Here is a 17,506-nt window from a genome sequence, read left to right as displayed (position 1 = left end):
CCTCATTTTACACTGTACAGTCGTCCGAACGTCTTTGCGTATTCTTCAAATTCAAGAAGCGCATCAGCTCTTGTGCCGGGATTCACAAGCTTTGTTTTAAGCTCTTCAACTTTTTTGACAAGCGCGCTGCCGACAACGACACCGTCAGATATTTCATTCATCCCGTCAACCTGTTTGCGGTTTGAAATGCCAAAACCGACCGCCACCGGAACAGAGCTGAATTCTTTCACCTTACGGATGAAAGAGTATACAGAAGGATCGAATTCGCTGCGTACGCCCGTCACTCCTAAAGAGGATACACAATACACAAAGCCGCAGGCCTGTTCAGTAATTATTTTCAAACGGTCTTCACTTGTCGGCGCAACCAGTGAGATATAAGCGATGTTCTCCTTTTTGCATGTCATTTGCAAAAGGGCGCTTTCCTCTAATGGAAGGTCGGGTACAAGCAGGCCGTCTATGTCGTTTTCCCGCAGTAAAGCGAAAAAGTATTCTTTTTCTAATTGTAACACAGGATTATAATACGTAAAGAGGATAATTGGAATATGAACGCCGTTTTTTTTCATTTTGCCGCCAAGTTCAATGGCTTTTACGATATTCATTCCGTTTTCCAGAGCCCGTTTTGAAGCCCGTTGTATGACGGGTCCGTCCGCAAGCGGATCTGTGTAAGGAACGCCGATTTCAAGGGCAGAAGCGCCTGCATTCTGCAATGATATTGCCAGTTCAACAGAAATGTCAGGAAGCGGATCGCCCGCTGTGATAAAAGGGATAAACAATTTTTCAGAACCTCGCAGATTAAACATGTGTCTCCACCCCGTTTTCCAAAACATTCATCAGCGTATGAACGTCTTTATCTCCTCTTCCCGACAAACTGACGAGAATGATTTTGTCTTTATCCATGTCCTTTGCCATTTCGAACGCTTTTGCCAGGGCGTGGGCAGATTCAATAGCCGGAAGAATACCTTCTGTTTCAGAAAGCAGACGTAACGCGGCAATCGCTTCATCGTCTGTCACGCTTTCGTACGTTACACGGCCGCTTTTGTGCAGATAGGCGTGCTCAGGGCCGATCCCCGGGTAATCAAGGCCTGCTGAAATGGAATACGGTTCGATAATCTGCCCGTATTCATCTTGTATTAAATAGGTCATTGATCCGTGAATCACCCCGAGCGTCCCTTTTGCGATCGTTGCCGCATGCAGCGGCGTATCAATTCCTTTTCCGGCCGCCTCGGCGCCGATCAGCTCAATGTCTTCTTCTAAAAAGGCCTGAAATATGCCCATCGCATTGCTTCCGCCGCCGACACATGCAACAACCTTATCCGGGAGCGTTCCTTCAACTCGGCGGAGCTGTTCTTTCGCTTCCTCGCCGATGATTTTCTGAAATTCGCGAACGATATACGGATACGGGTGCGGACCCACTACAGAACCGATAAGATAGAAATGATCTTCACAATGCTGGACCCAATACCTGATTGCCTCATTCGTCGCATCTTTCAGCGTGCCGTTGCCGCTTGTGACCGGCACCACTTCCGCGCCGAGCAGTTTCATCCGGAATACGTTCAGCGACTGGCGCGCAACGTCTTCTTCACCCATAAAAACCGTACATTTAAAACCGAATTTTGCGGCGGCTGTCGCGGCAGCCACACCGTGCTGTCCCGCACCGGTTTCGGCGATGATTTTCGTTTTGCCCATCTTTTTAGCAAGCAGAATCTGGCCTAACGCGTTGTTAATTTTATGAGAGCCGGTATGGTTTAAATCTTCTCTTTTCAGATAGATTTTCGCCCCTCCCAAATACTCTGACACCCTGTCTGCGAACGTTAATGCAGTCGGTCTTCCGGAGTAATCAAACAATAGTTTTTTATATTCGGCATGAAAAACAGGATCATTTTTTAATTCTGTGAAAGCCGTTTCGATTTCCTCAAGGGGCCGCATCAATGTTTCAGGGACAAATTTGCCGCCGAATTCGCCGTATCTTCCGTTTTCATTTGGATATGGATACATAGTGGTTCATCCTTTCTTCTAAAAGCCGGATCAGTGTTTGATCCTTGTGTCCGTTTTTTTCAATTCCGCTGGCAAGATCTATACCGCACGGACGCGATCTCAGTAAGCCGGTAATCGTCTCAGGATTAACACCGCCCGCAATAAAACAGCGCTTGCTTGCATTTTGAGCCTGCTTTCGGTACAAGGGGACACGGGCCCATGAAAACGCGATTCCCGTCCCGCCTCTCATTCCTGTCACTGAAGAATCAATGACATAGCCGTCGACAGCAGGTGCAAATTGAGCCATCTGACGGAGCGTCCCTTCCCCGTGATGGAGCGCTTTCCATATTTCCGAGCTCACAAGCGGACGGAGACGGAGGGCATCCTCAGGCGATTCATCACCGTGAAGCTGGATGACGTCAAGTGCCAGATCAGAGGCGATTTGCCCGATGTTTTCTATCGTTTCATTTACAAATACTCCGACATGTTTCTTGTCTGTCCGGACCTGCTCTTTCCATTTCCGGACCTCATCCGGCGTTACTCTCCGTTTGCTTGGGGCAAAAATAAATCCCAGATAATCCGCTTCTGAAGCTGCCGCAAGTTCATAATCACGCTTCGATCGTATTCCGCAGTACTTTAACTCAGGCTTTTTCATATCGTCACTCTCCGAACAGTCCGCGGATCGCCTTTTGCTGCGAATCCTCTCTCATTAAGGATTCTCCGACCAATACAGCCTGCGCCCCGTGCTTGTTGACGAATTGCAGGTCAGCCAAAGAACCGATGCCGCTTTCGCTGACCAGCAGGCAGCCGTCCGGCACAAGCTGCGCTATTTTTTCCGTTTGCGAAACAGAAGTACGGAACGTTTTTAAGTCCCGGTTGTTTATGCCGAGAATGTCCGGCTGAAACACTTGTAAAATCCGTTCAAGCACAGTTTCATCATGGACTTCAACGAGAACGTCCATGCCCTTCCCGCGGGCTTCCAGATAAAGCTCATGAAGCTTTGAAGGTTCCAGCGCTTCCCCGATCAGCAAAATGGCATCGGCGCCGATCCTGAACGATTCCTCCACCTGAAGGGAATCAATAATAAAATCTTTTCTCAGCACGGGAAGAGACACGGTTTGTTTAACATCTGTCAGAAATTGATTTCTCCCCTGAAAAAAACGGGTATCCGTGAGAACCGAAAGGGCGTCGGCTTTAGCCGCTTCATAATCCGCCGCAATCGTTTCCGGAACAAAATGCTCTTTAATCAATCCTTTAGACGGCGAAGCTTTTTTCACTTCGGCAATCAGCCCGATAAAACGGTTCGGGTTCAGGAGCGCTTCTTTAAAGGATCTCCGTTCAATTTGACAGGTTTCCGGCAGCACGATGGATTTGATTTCTTCTTTTTTCTGCAGAATGATTTGATCAAGCATACATTTCTTCCTCTTTCTGTTTCAGACGTTCGAGCTGCCTTTTGGCATCTCCGTTTTGAATCGCTTCTAAGGCTGTTTTCGTTCCTTCTTTCAGATCGTTTGCAAGACCTGCCGTATAAATGGCCGCGCCCGCATTTAAGGCGGTAATATGCAGAGCGGATGACGGAGCTCTATTTGCAAAAATATTCTGAATGAGAAGCGCGCTTTCTTCCGATGAACTCACTTGAATATCCTTCAATGAACCTTCTGCAAAACCGAATTGTTCAGGTGAAACGGAATATTCCAGACGTTCACCGTTTTTCAGCTCAATGATATCGGTCGGTGCTGTGATGGACAGTTCATCTAATCCGTCACGCGCCGACACAAGCATGACGTGTCTGACATCAAATTGTTCCAAAGCGCTTGCCATCAGGCGCGCTTTATCAAATGAATAGACGCCGATCACCTGCCGCTTCACCTGCAGCGGGTTGCTGAGCGGGCCCAGCAGATTAAATACGGTTCGGAAGCCAAGCTCTTTTCTTGCGGCGGCGACGTGCTTCATTGACGAATGAAACAGCGGCGCAAACAAAAACCCCATTTGTTTCATTTCAATGCTGCGTTTGACGCTTTCTGGAGTGGCTTGAATGGAAACCCCCAGCTTTTCCAGCACATCCGCGCTGCCGCTTTTAGACGAAACGGAGCGATTTCCGTGCTTGGCAACTTTAGCTCCGGCGGCAGAAGCTGTAATCGCCGCTGCCGTGGATATGTTAAACGTAGAAATCCCGTCTCCGCCTGTTCCGCACGTATCAACGACATCCGCCAAGCCACCCGCCGTCTGTGCCCGCGCCCGCATCACTTTTACAAATCCGGCAAGCTCCTCCGCCGTTTCACCCCGGTGGGCTAATACTGATAAAATCCCGCCGATCTCAGACTGCGACATGTCCCCGTTCATCATCATCTCCATCAGCTTTTCGGCTTCTCCGGTTTTCAGCGTGCGGCCATTAACGCACGATTGCAGAAATTTGTTCATCCGTCTTCTCCTCCCCGCCAGAAAAGATGTCTTCTGCGATTTGAATCGTTTTTAAAAGCGCCCCCGCTTTGTTGCAGCTCTCTTCATATTCGGCTTCCGGGACGGAATCGGCGACTATTCCAGCGCCTGCCTGCACCGACGCCGTACCGTTTTTGACACTCATGGTGCGGATGGTGATACACGAATCAATTGACCCGTCAAATCCGATATAAGCGATACATCCGCCGTAGGTTTCTCTGGAAGTCGGTTCTAATTCATTTAAAAGCTGCATCGCGCGGATTTTCGGAGCGCCCGAGAGTGTTCCTGCCGGGAATGCCGACATCAGCGCATCAACCGGATGGACGCCCTGTTTTAAACGGCCGGTTACAACAGAGATGATGTGCATCACATGTGAAAAAGAAACGACCTTTGTGAATTCCGGAACGGCTACGGAACCGTACTCCGCAACTCTGCCGATGTCATTGCGCGCAAGATCGACGAGCATATAATGTTCAGCTTTCTCTTTTTCGTCATTCATCAGCTCTTTTTTCAGGCGTTCGTCCTCTTCTTTTCCGGCGCCCCTTCTTCTCGTTCCGGCAATCGGATGAATTTCTAAGTGCCTGTCATGCACGCGGATCAGACGTTCAGGCGAACTCCCGACAATGTCTCTGTCAGGCAGTTTGATATAGTACATATAAGGTGAAGGATTGATGATGCGGAGCACCCTGTACAGCTCAAATGAATGTCTGGATACCGGAATGTCAAACTTTTGCGAAAGCACCCCTTGAAAAATGTCTCCGGCTTTTATATATTCTTTCAGTTTATCGACGCCGGCCATAAACTCTTCTTTCGTATAATTGGATGTCACATCGGCAAAACTTGGCGTTTCAAATGTTTCTTTAGAAAAAAACGGCTCTTTCATATCTTTCGGTTCTGTCAAAATACCGATAAGCTTACGAAGCTCCGCGCAATTTTCTTTAAAAACGGCCCGCTTTTCTTCCTCCGTCTCCCGGCCGTTAAGCGCCGCATATTGAATGAAATGCACTTGTTTCGTTTCGTGATCGTACGCGATGATTTTCCGGCAGACAAACAGCATGCATTTTTCGAAATCTGTTTCTTTCGCGTGGCTCGGCACGGAAGGCTCAATCAAAGGAATCATGTCATAGCTCAGATAACCGACGGCCCCTCCCGAAAACGGGATATCAAGCTCGGGTGTTTTAATGCGGAAGCTTTCATTCATCCAATCAAGCACGGCTTTTAGTTCTCCGGCTTCAAACAGCGTATGCCCGTTTGGATCAGCGGCAGTGAATGTGTGATGACTCTCCTTAATCGTGATAAAAGGATCAAGGCCGATAAAAGAGTATCTCGACCAGCTTGACGACTCATCCTTGCTTTCTAAAAGATACGTAATGTTTCTGTCCAGTTTTTCAACCATCTGAATGGGTGTGATCGTGTCGACCGTAAAAGTCTCTGCGATTGGAATGGTGCGGTGTGTCAGACTGTCCTTTAAAAATAAAGAAACATCCGATTGTAAATTCATGATTCTCCTCCTTACGGTAAGGAGAATGAGATGAAGAGTGAGAGGAGTCTTGCGTATAAGAAATAAACCCAAAAGAAAGGCTTCTTTTGGGCAGAATAAAAACGTGTTTATCTCAGCTCAGCTAAACTCATTCTCTGCTACCCTATTCTAAACTCAACTGTTCAATATCTTACTTACCAGCTCTATACACACTCTTGTGTATTTCTAAGCTTTGTTTATCGTATTACATGTCAGTATTTTTTGTCAATGATAAATCCGGCCTTAACACAACGGCTTTTTCTAGATAGACATGCTTGATTTCATCCTGAGGCGTATCCGTCTGAACCGTCATCAGGACACGGATACACTTTTGCAGAGCGCCGGTAACATCCATTTCCTGCATGCACGTCACCGGGACGTACTGCCACCCGGAAAGGCGGCGGACCGCTTTTGCCGGAAATACGGAATGGATATCAGGCGTGGCGGATAACAGGATCTGTACAACGTCTTCCGGCTTGCATCCATTTTGTTCAATGATTTTTTCAAGCAGCTGCTGTGTTTTTTCTAAAATTTCTTGTTCGGTGTCTTGTTCCACCGTTGTTGCTCCGCGAATGCCGCGTATCATCATGCTGTTTCCTCCATTCGCCATTTGTTCAGCAAATTTTCGAGCTCATCTTTTGAAAGCATGCAGTCCCGCGCTTCGCCTAATTCTTTTAACACGATGAACTGTGTCATGCCTCCGCGCGTTTTTTTATCATTCATCATCCGGGCGGAAAGAACCGGCGTTTCAATATCTTGTCTGATGCTTCCCGGGTAGCCGAGCCCAATCAGCCATTGTGTGAGTTCTTTCCTGTTCATCTTGCAACCCGCAACCTGTTCACTCACGTAAAGGGCAAACTGCATGCCGAGGGCGACCGCATCTCCATGAGTAATCCGGCCGTAGCCGTATTCCGCCTCAACGGCATGGCCGAGCGTATGACCGAAATTCAGAAAAGCTCTTATCCCCTCTTCCTTTTCGTCCTCACGCACGACGGCCGATTTGATTGAAATTCCTTTATAAATCATTTCATTCAGATCAGCGCTTGTCAGTCCTTGCAACGTGTCAAACGTGAGAAGTTTTTCTAAAAAAGCATGATCGGCGATAAACGCGTGTTTGATCACTTCAGCCATGCCCGATCTCAGCTCTTGTTCCGGCAGGGTTTTCAGAAGCTCCGTATCGTAAATCACCGCTTTCGGCTGATAAAACGCGCCGATTAAGTTCTTTCCGAGTTTATGGTTGACGGCCACCTTGCCGCCGACCGCACTGTCATGGGCAAGCAGTGTCGTCGGCATTTGAATGAAATCAATTCCTCGCATAAATGTTGCTGCGCAAAAGCCGGCCAAATCACCCGTCACGCCGCCTCCGAAGGCGATCATACATGAGGAGCGGTCCATATGGAAAGCGATCGCTTCCGTTTGAATCCGTTCATACTCTTTTAGAGACTTCGCTTCTTCTCCACTTGGAACGATTACTTTTTTCACGGGCCATATTTCGCTTAATAGCCGGAACATCTCATCGCCGTAAAGCCGGTCAACTTCAGCATCGATGACGAGAAGGATCTTTGTCAGCGGCCTGTTCAGTGAAGACAAAAGAGCAGCGGCCTGTTTCCTTATGCCTTCACCGATATACACGGGATATGCGGAGGAAGCTGTCCGAACCTCAAGCTCTTTCATCAGAATTCCCTCGATAGTTTTTTCATGTTTTCAACATTTTCTTTAATACGGTCGATCTGGTCAAGCCCGAATTGTTCTACGACGGCATTTGCGATTTCCCAGGCCACTGCTGCTTCAGCCACTACGCTTGCTGCCGGAACCGCGCAGCTGTCTGAACGTTCAATGCTCGCTGTAAACGGTTCTTTCGTTTCAATGTCGACGCTTTTCAGCGGCTTATACAAAGTAGGGATCGGTTTCATAACGCCGCGGACGACAATCGGCATTCCCGTCGTCATACCGCCTTCTAATCCTCCGAGCCTGTTTGTGGCGCGTGTATAGCCTTTCTCTTCATCCCATACGATTTCATCATGAACTTCACTGCCGTTTTTGCCGGCCGCTTCAAAACCGATGCCGAACTCTACGCCTTTAAACGCGTTAATCGACAGAACGGCAGCAGCGAGCTTGCTGTCCAGCTTACGGTCATAGTGGACATAGCTTCCGACACCGACCGGCATACCTTCGACGATCACTTCAACGATTCCGCCGATCGAGTCGCCGTTTGCCTTCGCTTCATCAATGGCTGCCATCATTTGACGGCCTGCTTCTTCATCGTAGCATCTGACCGGTGATTCTTCCGTTACCCGTTTGAGATCCTCAATAGATGTGTAATCGGTTTTCTCTGCTTTTACGCTGCCGATTTGCAGGACATGTCCGGCGACTTTAATGCCAAGCTCCGCTAAAATCTTTTTAGCGACGGCTCCGGCGGCCACGCGAACCGTTGTCTCACGCGCGGAAGATCGTTCTAACACATTTCTCATATCGCGGTGATTATATTTAATAGCACCGTTCAAATCTGCGTGTCCCGGTCTCGGTCTTGAAATCTGGCGTTTCATTTCACTTTCTTCTTCTTCTGTAATCGGTGCGGCGCCCATGATTTTTGTCCAGTGAGTCCAATCTTTATTTTCTACAACGAGCGCGATGGGTGAACCGAGTGTCCGAGCATGCCGCACGCCGCTTGTGATCTTCGCTCTGTCCGTTTCAATCTGCATGCGGCGTCCGCGGCCGTGCCCTTTTTGACGTCTGGCAAGCTCAAAATTAATATCTTCTTCAGTTATATAAAGCCCCGCAGGCACACCTTCTATAATTGTCGTCAGCTGCGGACCGTGTGATTCTCCGGCTGTTAAGTATCTCATTTCTTTCTTCTCCCTTCATCGCATTAACGCTTTTAAGTAAAACTATACCACAAGTTTTCATTAAATGTCTTCTATCTTTTTTGATAAAAAAATGTATCAGTGCTCTCAAGGCCGAATTTTTCCGGGCTGAAAATCTGCTCTGTGCTTCCGACAAACAGAATTCCGTTCTTTTTCAGGCTGCCCGCCATTTTCACATACAGCTCTTCTTTTGCTTTTTCAGTAAAATAAATAAAGACGTTGCGGCAGACGATCAGATCAAAATCCTGTTCATAGCTGTCGGCGAGCAGGTTGTGCCGCTTAAACCGGATGTTTTTTTGAATCTCTTGTTTTACTTGATAACTGTTGTCAGCCTGCTTGGTGAAATAACGGCTTTTCACGGAAGCCGGCACCTCTTGCAGCGAGCGTTCCTGATAGATGCCCCGCTTGGCTTTGCTTAGCGCCTTTTCATCAATATCTGTAGCCAATATATCAAATCCGGCCAGCCCCGTCTGCTGATTGAGAATCATGGCCAAAGTATAGGGTTCCTCCCCTGTTGAACAGGCAGCACTCCATATTTTTAACGGTTTGTTATGCTTTATTAACGGAAGAATTGAGGTTTCAAGAATTTCCCACCGTTTATAATTTCGGTAAAATTCAGAAACATTGATTGTCATCCTGTCCAATGTTTCATTTAATAAAAGCTTGTCTTTCTCCAAAGCGGCGGCAAATTCCTGAAAATCTTTGAATCCCTTTTTTTCATAAAGGGACGTCAGCCGCCTTTTCATTTGTGCTTCTTTGTATAAAGATAAATCAACGCCGGTTATTTGTTTCCACTTGGTGATAAAAATGTCGTAAGGCTCCATTGCTTCTCTCCCAATCTCGCTGTCTTTTGTCCTAGTATAGCCTGTTTTCTTTCTAATTTGTACGATTTCAATAAAAAAATCAGCCCGCAGGCTGATTTGTGAGAAATGAAAAGACAGGGCAGCGCAGCCTCTGTCTTTCTTAAAATATGTAAACCTTTTCATAACAAGAGAAAAAGAAAGGCTGACGGCTTAGTACACCCAGTCGGCCATTAATTTTTGATACGGTACAAGCTCTTCCTGTTTGAAGAAAATGTCAATTTCCCGCTCAGCGCTTTCTAAGGAGTCTGAACCGTGAATGATATTTTTGCCGACAAACATGCCGTAGTCACCGCGGATCGTGCCCGGCAGTGCATCTTTCGGGTTCGTTTTTCCGATCAGCTGTCTTGTGATCTCTACTACATTTTCCCCTTCCCATACCATTGCAAATACGGGTCCTGATGTAATGAATTCCACAAGCTCGCCGAAAAACGGCTTCCCTTTATGTTCAGCATAATGGTTTTCAGCCATCTGTTCTGAAACTTGCATTAGCTTGGCTCCTGCCAATTGTAAGCCCTTACGCTCAAATCTGGATAAAATCTCTCCGATTAGCTGGCGCTGTACGCCGTCCGGTTTTACCATGATAAAAGTTTTTTCCATAAGATTCTCCACCCCATCATTATGTATAGGCTTTCAAGTTGCACACCGAAATCGTAACATCTTTCTGACAATTAATCAATCCAGGGCGGAGAATGTTCACATCTTGTTCGTAAAAGGAATTTAAAATTTCCGTTTGCCGATATATTTGGCGATGGCGGCCAATGATGAGCGCGCCCGTCCTCTCGGCAGTGTATTCAGTTTCTCAAACGCTTTTTTTAAGTACCTGTCACTGACGGCCATTGATTTTTCAATCGCGTCTGTGCGTTTAATATTTTCAATAATGGGGGCGAGCTGCTCCTGTGTTGTTTCACTGTTAATTAATTTCAGCTGATTTTTCAATTCAGGCTGACGGAGCGCGTACAAAACGGGCAGAGTGACATTTCCTTGCAGCAGATCCCCTCCGACCGGTTTTCCCAGTTCCTCTTCCGTTGAAGTGAAATCAAGAATGTCGTCAATAATCTGATAGGACATGCCCACGTAATAGCCGAACCAATATAATGCTTTGTGAATCTTCTCATCAGCTCCCGAAGCGATGGCGCCGAGCTGGCAGCTGACGGCAATGAGAAGAGCCGTTTTCCGTTTGATGCGGCGCAAATAGGTTCTGAGGTTTTGTTCCATATTGTATTTATCTCTGATCTGTTCAATTTCTCCGAGGCATACTTCTACGATGGTTTTGGACAGGATCCGGTGGGCTTTCGGCTCATCCAATCTCGTCATCATCTCAAGTGAGCCCGCAAGCATATAATCACCGGTATACATGGCGATACGGTTGTCCCACTTGGCTTTGATGGTCGGTTTTCCCCTCCGCAGCTCGGCGTCATCAATGACGTCGTCATGCACGAGGGACGCCATATGAATCATTTCCAGCGTCACCGCAACATATTTTATTTTATTAATGTCATAGTCGCCGAACATGCCGGAAAGCAATACGAAAACAGGGCGGATCCGCTTGCCTCCCGCCTGGAGCAGATGGAGCCCGGCTTCACTCAGCAAGGGATAGTCTGACCGCACCGTTTGCTCAAGCTCCCTTTCGATCACATCAATATCGTCATTTAAAAAAGAATAGGCCATTTTAAATTTCATATCATTCACCCAAACATCTGTATATTCATCATTTCCAACCGATATGCGTAGCGGCCACTCCGCCGGTAAACGAATGGTATTTGACATTCGTCAGGCCCGCTTCTTCAAACAGACGCGCAAGTTCTTTCATACCGGGAAATTCTCTTGCCGATTCTTGAAGCCAAGAATATTCTTTATAGCTCTTCGCAAACATTTTTCCGAAGAAAGGCATGATGTATTTAAAATATAGAAAATATGCCTGTCTGAATCCGAACATTTCCGGCTGGGATGTTTCCAGACATACGACCTGCCCGCCCGGTTTGACGACCCGCCGCATTTCTTTCAGCACGGTCAGATAGTCGGGAACGTTCCGCAGCCCGAAGCCGATGGTGACAAAATCAAAAGAATCATCAGCGAAAGGAAGCTCCATCGCATTTCCGTGCAAAAGCTCAATTTGGCTGTAACCGCCCTCTTTCACTTTTTTCTCGCCGATGCTCAGCATATTTTTGCTGAAATCCAGTCCTTTGATTTCGCCGCTTTTTCCGGCTGCTTCGGCGAGGGCAATCGTCCAGTCAGCCGTTCCGCAGCAGACATCAAGCGCTTTTGCGCCTTCTTTTACATTCATGATCTGCATCGTTTTATCGCGCCATTTTTTATGCTGCTGAAAACTGATAACAGAGTTCATTTGGTCATAATTTTTATAGATTTTTTCAAACACGCCGTGTACGCGCTGTTCTTTTGACTCCTGCATGTTGATTACCCTTCTTCCACTTTCTGATGATATGTTTTGTCCTGGCTGATCGCCTTAAGCCGGTTCAGCATTAGGTTTTGGATTGGTGAATTGAGCGGCAGCAGCGTTTCAATGCTTTGCTTTGCCTTTCGGAAGCTATCTTCCATTATGTCAGCCTTTGATTTCCCTGACTTTACAATATTGCCGATGACATCGAGAAATATAGCATTGCCGTTCATCAGCCGCTTATATACAAAAAAATCACTCGCCAGCTCTTTCCAGCGCGGAAGATTAAAGTGGTCTGACACTCTGTGAAACAGGGCCGCTTCCACAATCGCCATGCTTTCGATCAATTGATTCAAGTCATTGACAGACCGATCGTACAGACGGATTTTATGCTCATTGATTTCTTTAATTGCCGTAGCGAGCGTCCGAATCATATAGATATCCTTCATTTCAGATAAAAGCGAATAATACAGTCCGCTGAAATAGTCGCCGGCAAGCACGGTGAGCTGCCGGTTTTTATTTTCGTCTCGCTTTAACGCTCTGGCTGTTGTCACTTCATCGTGGGTATCAAGGGCGCTTTGGACAAGCATCGCAGTTACTATGTAATTTTCTCTGTCGTTGTTCTTAATGTCCGCCTCTTCAAACAAAGCGTGAAAAAGAAGAAGCTTATCCTCATCGATTTTAGGCGCGGAAATATGTTTCGCTAAATAAGGATGAGACAGCTTTTGTTTTAATTTCGTATTTAGATTCGCTAAAGTTCCGTAGATGTCTTGCAAAAATATCACCCTTGTCCCCAAATTCACATTTATTCTAATATGTATGAGATTTACTCGTCATTATTATACGCAGGTATCATTATAGCATAAAAAAAAGAAATTGGCTGTATTCTCCCGCCGTTTGCGGGCATTTGGCAAAAGCGGGAAACAGCCGGCTTATTTTTTTTCGCTGTTCATTTCTCCGTAAGCGGTCTGGATGAGGGCGTTGCCTCTCACTTTGATGGCAGAGGTATGCTCAGTAAACTGAGCGATAATCACTTCGCCTTTGTCCAGTTTTTCGGAATGGTGAAATTTCGTATCCGTTCCTCTCGTTAAACCGATGACGTTCACGCCGTCCTCGACCGCTTTAATGACGACAAAATCACTTGAATGCTTTGAATTCATATCTGCACCCTCTATCATTATTAATCCGCACGTTTAATATGTTCTAACACTTCGGAACGCGCCGCTGCGTCATCTTTAAAAATACCTCTTACAGCGGAAGTCACTGTTTTTGCGCCCGGCTTTCTTACGCCCCTCATCGTCATGCACATATGCTCAGCTTCGACGACAACCATGACGCCGTGGGGATCTAAGGTCTCTACGATGCTTTCTGCAATCGTTGAAGTAATGCGCTCCTGCAGCTGCGGGCGTTTTGAGACGGCTTCCACCGCCCGCGCCAATTTACTCAGGCCCGTCACTTTGCCGCCGCGCGGAATGTAGGCAATATGCGCTTTTCCGTAAAAAGGAACAAGGTGATGTTCACACATGGAATGAAACGCGATATCTTTTACAAGAACAAGCTCCTCATGGTCTTCTCCGAAAACGGTTTTAAAGTGTTCTTTCGGGTCTTCATTTAATCCCGAGAATACTTCCGCGTACATTTTTGCCACGCGTTTCGGCGTATCTAAAAGCCCTTCCCGGTCCGGATCTTCTCCAATCGCCTCTAAAATCTGGCGAACCGCCTGTTCAATCTGTTCTTTATTAACTTCTTTCATTGTCTGTGTCCTCCACCATTGAATACATTTAATTTCGATTCTAGCACATTTGCCGCGCCAAAAGCAAAACGAAAGTCCTGCCCGGTGACCGGGGCTGCTTAAATATGAAAAGCCCCTTTATCAAGGGGCTTTTCTGTGAAGAAACAAAGTGTATGTATCAGATGCATACACGATCTATATTCACAATTATTTTCCTGCAACAGCATCTTTAAGAGCTTTACCTGGTTTGAAAGCAGGTACTTTGCTTGCAGGGATTTCGATTTCTTCACCTGTTTGCGGGTTACGTCCTTTACGTGCAGAACGCTCGCGCACCTCAAAGTTACCGAAACCGATCAGTTGGATTTTATCACCGTTTTTAAGTGCATCTAAAATCGTATCAAAAACAGAATCAACTGCTTTTGTAGCGTCTTTTTTAGACAATTCGCTTGCTTCAGCAACCGCATTGATTAGTTCTGTCTTGTTCATGCCTTTCACCTCCTCCCAAAAGGGTATCAAATCAGCAGTTTATTATCATTTCTTCACAGTTCAGCCTGATTCTAAACCTGTCTGATAAAAAATCAAAGCAGGGAAGAACAGACAAGTAAACGGCTTTTCATAAGAAAACAGACACTTTGAGGAATGTTTGTCCAACAAAGTGAAGATTTTCTGTATGTAGAGTAACACATATAAAAAGCCATATCAAGCATTTTAAAGCCTCAATCCCTTGCTCGTCAAGGTTTTCACGTGTTTTACCGAACAAATATTCCTTTTTTTGCTTTTTTCCTCCTAATCCTTGATTGATTTCCAGTATCTAAAAAGAATAAAAAAAGACCCCCCGTTTCAGGAAGAGGTCCTTCAGCTTACAAAATAATGGCGATCAGGCCGCCTGAGCCTTCGTTAATAATTCTCTCCAGCGTTTCTTTCAGTTTGTATCTCGCATTTTCCGGCATGAGTGACAGTTTTGCGGAGATTCCTTCTCTTACGATAGAGCTCAATGATCTGCCGAAAATATCGGAATTCCAGATAGAAAGCGGATCATCTTCAAAGTCCTGCATTAAGTAGCGGACAAGCTCTTCACTTTGTTTTTCTGTCCCGATGATCGGTGCGAATTCACTTTCCACATCCACTTTGATCATATGAATGGACGGAGCGACCGCTTTCAGCCTTACTCCGAACCTTGATCCCTGCCTGATGATTTCCGGTTCATCAAGGCTCATATCGGTTAAGGCCGGGGCGGCAATGCCGTAGCCGGTCTGTTTCACCATTTTCAGCGCATCTGATACCTGATCATATTCTTTTTTCGCGTGGGCGAAGTCCTGCATTAATTCAAGCAGGTGGTCTTTCCCGCGGATTTCAACGCCGACCACTTCTTTTAAAATCTGGTCGTATAAATGATCCGGCGCATACAAATCAATTTCTGCGACACCCTGGCCAAGTTCGATTCCGGCCAATCCGGCGCTTTCAATAAATTCAAATTCACTGAAGTGGCCGACAACCCGGTCGACATCGCGCAGGCGTTTAATATCTTTTACGGTTTCTTTCACTGATTCCTGATAGCTCTCTCTGAGCCAATGATTTTCTTTCAGCACCATGACCCAGCTCGGAAGGTTGACATTGACTTCCAGCACAGGGAACTCGTAAAGCGCTTCTCTGAGGACGCTTAACACATCTGTTTCCCGCATGCTTTCAACACTCATGGCGAGGACAGGAATATCATATTTCGCGCTTAATTCAGCTCTGAGCGCTTCTGTTTCCGGGTGGTATGGTTTTACCGAGTTGATGACCATAATAAACGGTTTGCCGACTTCCTTCAGCTCGTCGATGACTCTTTCTTCCGCTTCCACGTAATCGCCCCGCGCAATATCGCCGATTGAGCCGTCTGTCGTAATGACGACCCCGATTGTGGAGTGTTCCTGGATGACTTTTCTCGTACCGATTTCCGCAGCCTCATGAAAGGGAATCGGTTCTTCGTACCAAGGTGTATTGATCATTCTCGGACCGTTTTCATCCTCATATCCCTTCGCCCCGGGAACCGTATATCCCACACAATCCACAAGACGGATGTTGACATCAAGCCCTTCCGCGACATGAACGGACATGGCTTGATTCGGGACAAATTTTGGTTCTGTGGTCATTATCGTTTTTCCTGCTGCGCTTTGCGGAAGCTCATCCTGCGCCCGCGCTCGGTCAGCCTCATTGCTGATATTCGGGAGCACCACAAGCTCCATAAATTTTTTAATGAATGTAGATTTCCCTGTACGGACAGCGCCAACGACTCCTAAGTATATATCGCCTCCTGTTCGTTCAGCGATATCCTTGAAAATATCGACCTTTTCCAAGTGATCCCCTCCCGGACTTCCTATCCTTATCATTTTTCATTCACCATTCTCCAATCAAATACAGGACACTATATGTGTATGACGTTGTCCTATTTCAATATGACATCTTTAGAAAATTTTCAGGCAGTCTTTTCTATCAAAATCAAAAAAACCTTTCTCCCTATTTGTATGCGCGGGAAAAAGGTTCATTCCTGTTTCGTTTGACTTTCTAAAAAAACGGGTTCCTGTTTTTCATTTACGGTGTATGTGACTGAAAAGGCCGGGACGAAAGGAGTCTCTTTCCATAAAATATCCTGAATTTCCGCGCCCGGTTTGATTTTCTTTTTGTTTTCCTTCAGGCAGCGGGCGAGATCGACGCGATAGTCGGCATAGATTTCTCCGTCAGCGCCGATTAAAAGCGGCAGAGACGTGCCTGAAACCGGACTTTTGACTGAAGGAGAGTCTTTCATGCCGAGCTTTTTTTCATTTAAAGTGAACAGCCCTTTTGAAACGGCGTCCTCATAGGGAGGATATGTATGCTTTTCCTGATACATTTTGACACGCAGCTTCATGTCGCGGATTGCTTCCGCCATTTGGAGATCGACCAGCTTGACGGTCGGCTTATTTTCCACATCGACAAGCACGTATTGGTACATTCCTCCGCTTTCATAAGCTGAGGCCGGCGGCTCCTCTATGTATCTGGGCGCGAGCCGCTTAAAATCTATCGGATATTTTTGATAGAGCGGTGTTTTCATATCTTTTGTCTGAATCGGCAGAAGTCCGCCGTTCGCCTTTTTAAATTCATCCACTGCCGCTTGCACCTGCTGAAGCTGATGTTTGTAAGATACTTTATTTTCAGTTTTTTTCGCTTCAGGGTACAGACAGCCGGACAGCAGAAGCACCGCCATTGCCGTTATGACGGCCATTTTTAACTTATGCATTCCGCGCCCCCTTTTTGCTTTATTCATTGACAGGCCCGCTGAAAACGACCATTAACACGATCAATCCCGAGATGACCATGCAGGCATAAGCGAGTGAAGAAACCGCTGCTTTTATCAGTTTGTTTTTCACTTTGTACCTGCTGACATAAATAGAGGCGACCGCAACAAACATTAATCCCATAGCACCAAGCGCAAACCACATTTTCATCAATGCCACACTCACGTTCGTGCCCCCCGTCCCATCATTGTAAGCGTTATATTTCATTTTAATATACAAATGTTGAAAAGATCAACAGGTTTTCCATCTATTGAAAAAACAAAAAAACTGAAGCAAAGAGGGGGACTTTGCTTCAGTCAAGTTGACTATATTCACCTGTACGTCTGAGATACACTCTCTTGGACTTCGATGCTATAGTATGCTTAGATGCGTACGTCTGCATCCTCTTCTGCCTAAATCAGCA

The 17,506-nt window shown here is 46.4% G+C and carries 20 protein-coding genes; all 20 read right to left on the bottom strand.

Annotation, left to right across the window (positions count from 1 at the left end):
- Window positions 1-2: 2 nt before the first annotated feature.
- On the bottom strand, window positions 3-800 hold the full coding sequence (trpA, locus tag ACWJJ4_RS08780; RefSeq protein ID WP_176283400.1) for a tryptophan synthase subunit alpha: 798 nt from the start codon (window positions 798-800) through the stop codon (window positions 3-5).
- The gene (gene trpB / locus ACWJJ4_RS08775; RefSeq protein ID WP_454021575.1) at window positions 793-1,995 is read right to left on the bottom strand and encodes a tryptophan synthase subunit beta; all 1,203 of its coding nucleotides are present in this window, start codon (window positions 1,993-1,995) and stop codon (window positions 793-795) included. The genes trpA and trpB overlap by 8 nt, the downstream gene beginning before the upstream one ends.
- Entirely contained in the window at window positions 1,976-2,629 is a 654-nt protein-coding gene (locus tag ACWJJ4_RS08770) for a phosphoribosylanthranilate isomerase (protein ID WP_146277086.1), read from the bottom strand. Before ACWJJ4_RS08770 ends, trpB begins: the two co-directional genes overlap by 20 nt.
- Window positions 2,630-2,633: 4 nt before the next feature.
- Window positions 2,634-3,386, bottom strand: a complete 753-nt coding sequence (gene trpC, locus ACWJJ4_RS08765; RefSeq protein ID WP_003153467.1) for an indole-3-glycerol phosphate synthase TrpC — start codon at window positions 3,384-3,386, stop codon at window positions 2,634-2,636.
- Complete coding sequence (gene trpD / locus ACWJJ4_RS08760; RefSeq protein WP_416405632.1) at window positions 3,379-4,395, bottom strand: anthranilate phosphoribosyltransferase; 1,017 nt, start codon at window positions 4,393-4,395, stop codon at window positions 3,379-3,381. The genes trpC and trpD overlap by 8 nt, the downstream gene beginning before the upstream one ends.
- Window positions 4,367-5,914, bottom strand: coding sequence for an anthranilate synthase component I (gene trpE / locus ACWJJ4_RS08755; RefSeq protein ID WP_229154218.1), 1,548 nt, complete (start codon window positions 5,912-5,914; stop codon window positions 4,367-4,369). Before trpE ends, trpD begins: the two co-directional genes overlap by 29 nt.
- Window positions 5,915-6,137: 223 nt before the next feature.
- On the bottom strand, window positions 6,138-6,521 hold the full coding sequence (gene aroH / locus ACWJJ4_RS08750; protein WP_003153463.1) for a chorismate mutase: 384 nt from the start codon (window positions 6,519-6,521) through the stop codon (window positions 6,138-6,140).
- On the bottom strand, window positions 6,518-7,606 hold the full coding sequence (gene aroB, locus ACWJJ4_RS08745) for a 3-dehydroquinate synthase (protein ID WP_229154222.1): 1,089 nt from the start codon (window positions 7,604-7,606) through the stop codon (window positions 6,518-6,520). The genes aroH and aroB overlap by 4 nt, the downstream gene beginning before the upstream one ends.
- A complete protein-coding gene (gene aroC / locus ACWJJ4_RS08740) occupies window positions 7,606-8,778 on the bottom strand; it encodes a chorismate synthase (protein WP_003153459.1) in 1,173 nt (390 codons plus the stop codon). The genes aroB and aroC overlap by 1 nt, the downstream gene beginning before the upstream one ends.
- 71 nt (window positions 8,779-8,849) lie before the next feature.
- Window positions 8,850-9,620 carry a protein-glutamate O-methyltransferase gene (locus tag ACWJJ4_RS08735; RefSeq protein WP_077722527.1) on the bottom strand — a complete coding sequence of 257 codons (771 nt, stop codon included), beginning with the start codon at window positions 9,618-9,620 and terminating at the stop codon, window positions 8,850-8,852.
- Between the two features lie 189 nt (window positions 9,621-9,809).
- A complete protein-coding gene (ndk, locus tag ACWJJ4_RS08730) occupies window positions 9,810-10,256 on the bottom strand; it encodes a nucleoside-diphosphate kinase (RefSeq protein ID WP_003153455.1) in 447 nt (148 codons plus the stop codon).
- Window positions 10,257-10,376: 120 nt separating this feature from the next.
- Window positions 10,377-11,339, bottom strand: coding sequence for a heptaprenyl diphosphate synthase component II (gene hepT, locus ACWJJ4_RS08725; RefSeq protein ID WP_003153454.1), 963 nt, complete (start codon window positions 11,337-11,339; stop codon window positions 10,377-10,379).
- A gap of 28 nt (window positions 11,340-11,367) precedes the next feature.
- Window positions 11,368-12,069, bottom strand: coding sequence for a demethylmenaquinone methyltransferase (menG, locus tag ACWJJ4_RS08720; protein WP_003153453.1), 702 nt, complete (start codon window positions 12,067-12,069; stop codon window positions 11,368-11,370).
- A 5-nt stretch (window positions 12,070-12,074) separates the two neighbouring features.
- A complete protein-coding gene (gene hepS / locus ACWJJ4_RS08715) occupies window positions 12,075-12,830 on the bottom strand; it encodes a heptaprenyl diphosphate synthase component 1 (protein ID WP_007409455.1) in 756 nt (251 codons plus the stop codon).
- Between the two features lie 156 nt (window positions 12,831-12,986).
- Window positions 12,987-13,214 carry a trp RNA-binding attenuation protein MtrB gene (gene mtrB / locus ACWJJ4_RS08710; protein WP_003153449.1) on the bottom strand — a complete coding sequence of 76 codons (228 nt, stop codon included), beginning with the start codon at window positions 13,212-13,214 and terminating at the stop codon, window positions 12,987-12,989.
- 20 nt (window positions 13,215-13,234) lie between these two features.
- The gene (folE, locus tag ACWJJ4_RS08705) at window positions 13,235-13,807 is read right to left on the bottom strand and encodes a GTP cyclohydrolase I FolE (RefSeq protein ID WP_003153448.1); all 573 of its coding nucleotides are present in this window, start codon (window positions 13,805-13,807) and stop codon (window positions 13,235-13,237) included.
- Window positions 13,808-13,993: 186 nt separating this feature from the next.
- Window positions 13,994-14,272, bottom strand: coding sequence for a non-specific DNA-binding protein Hbs (gene hbs, locus ACWJJ4_RS08700; protein WP_003153447.1), 279 nt, complete (start codon window positions 14,270-14,272; stop codon window positions 13,994-13,996).
- A gap of 374 nt (window positions 14,273-14,646) precedes the next feature.
- Window positions 14,647-16,125: a stage IV sporulation protein A gene (gene spoIVA / locus ACWJJ4_RS08695; RefSeq protein WP_003153438.1), complete on the bottom strand. Its 1,479-nt coding sequence runs from the start codon at window positions 16,123-16,125 to the stop codon at window positions 14,647-14,649.
- A 185-nt stretch (window positions 16,126-16,310) separates the two neighbouring features.
- Window positions 16,311-17,045, bottom strand: a complete 735-nt coding sequence (locus ACWJJ4_RS08690; protein ID WP_071391684.1) for a hypothetical protein — start codon at window positions 17,043-17,045, stop codon at window positions 16,311-16,313.
- A 19-nt stretch (window positions 17,046-17,064) separates the two neighbouring features.
- Window positions 17,065-17,268 (bottom strand): DUF2768 domain-containing protein, encoded by a 204-nt coding sequence (locus ACWJJ4_RS08685; protein ID WP_003153435.1) that lies wholly within the window; start codon window positions 17,266-17,268, stop codon window positions 17,065-17,067.
- Between the last annotated feature and the right edge of the window lie 238 nt (window positions 17,269-17,506).

Source organism: Bacillus sp. JK62, from assembly GCF_053663455.1.
Note: the sequence above shows the minus strand (reverse complement) of the source record. Positions and strands in the feature narration are given on the sequence as shown.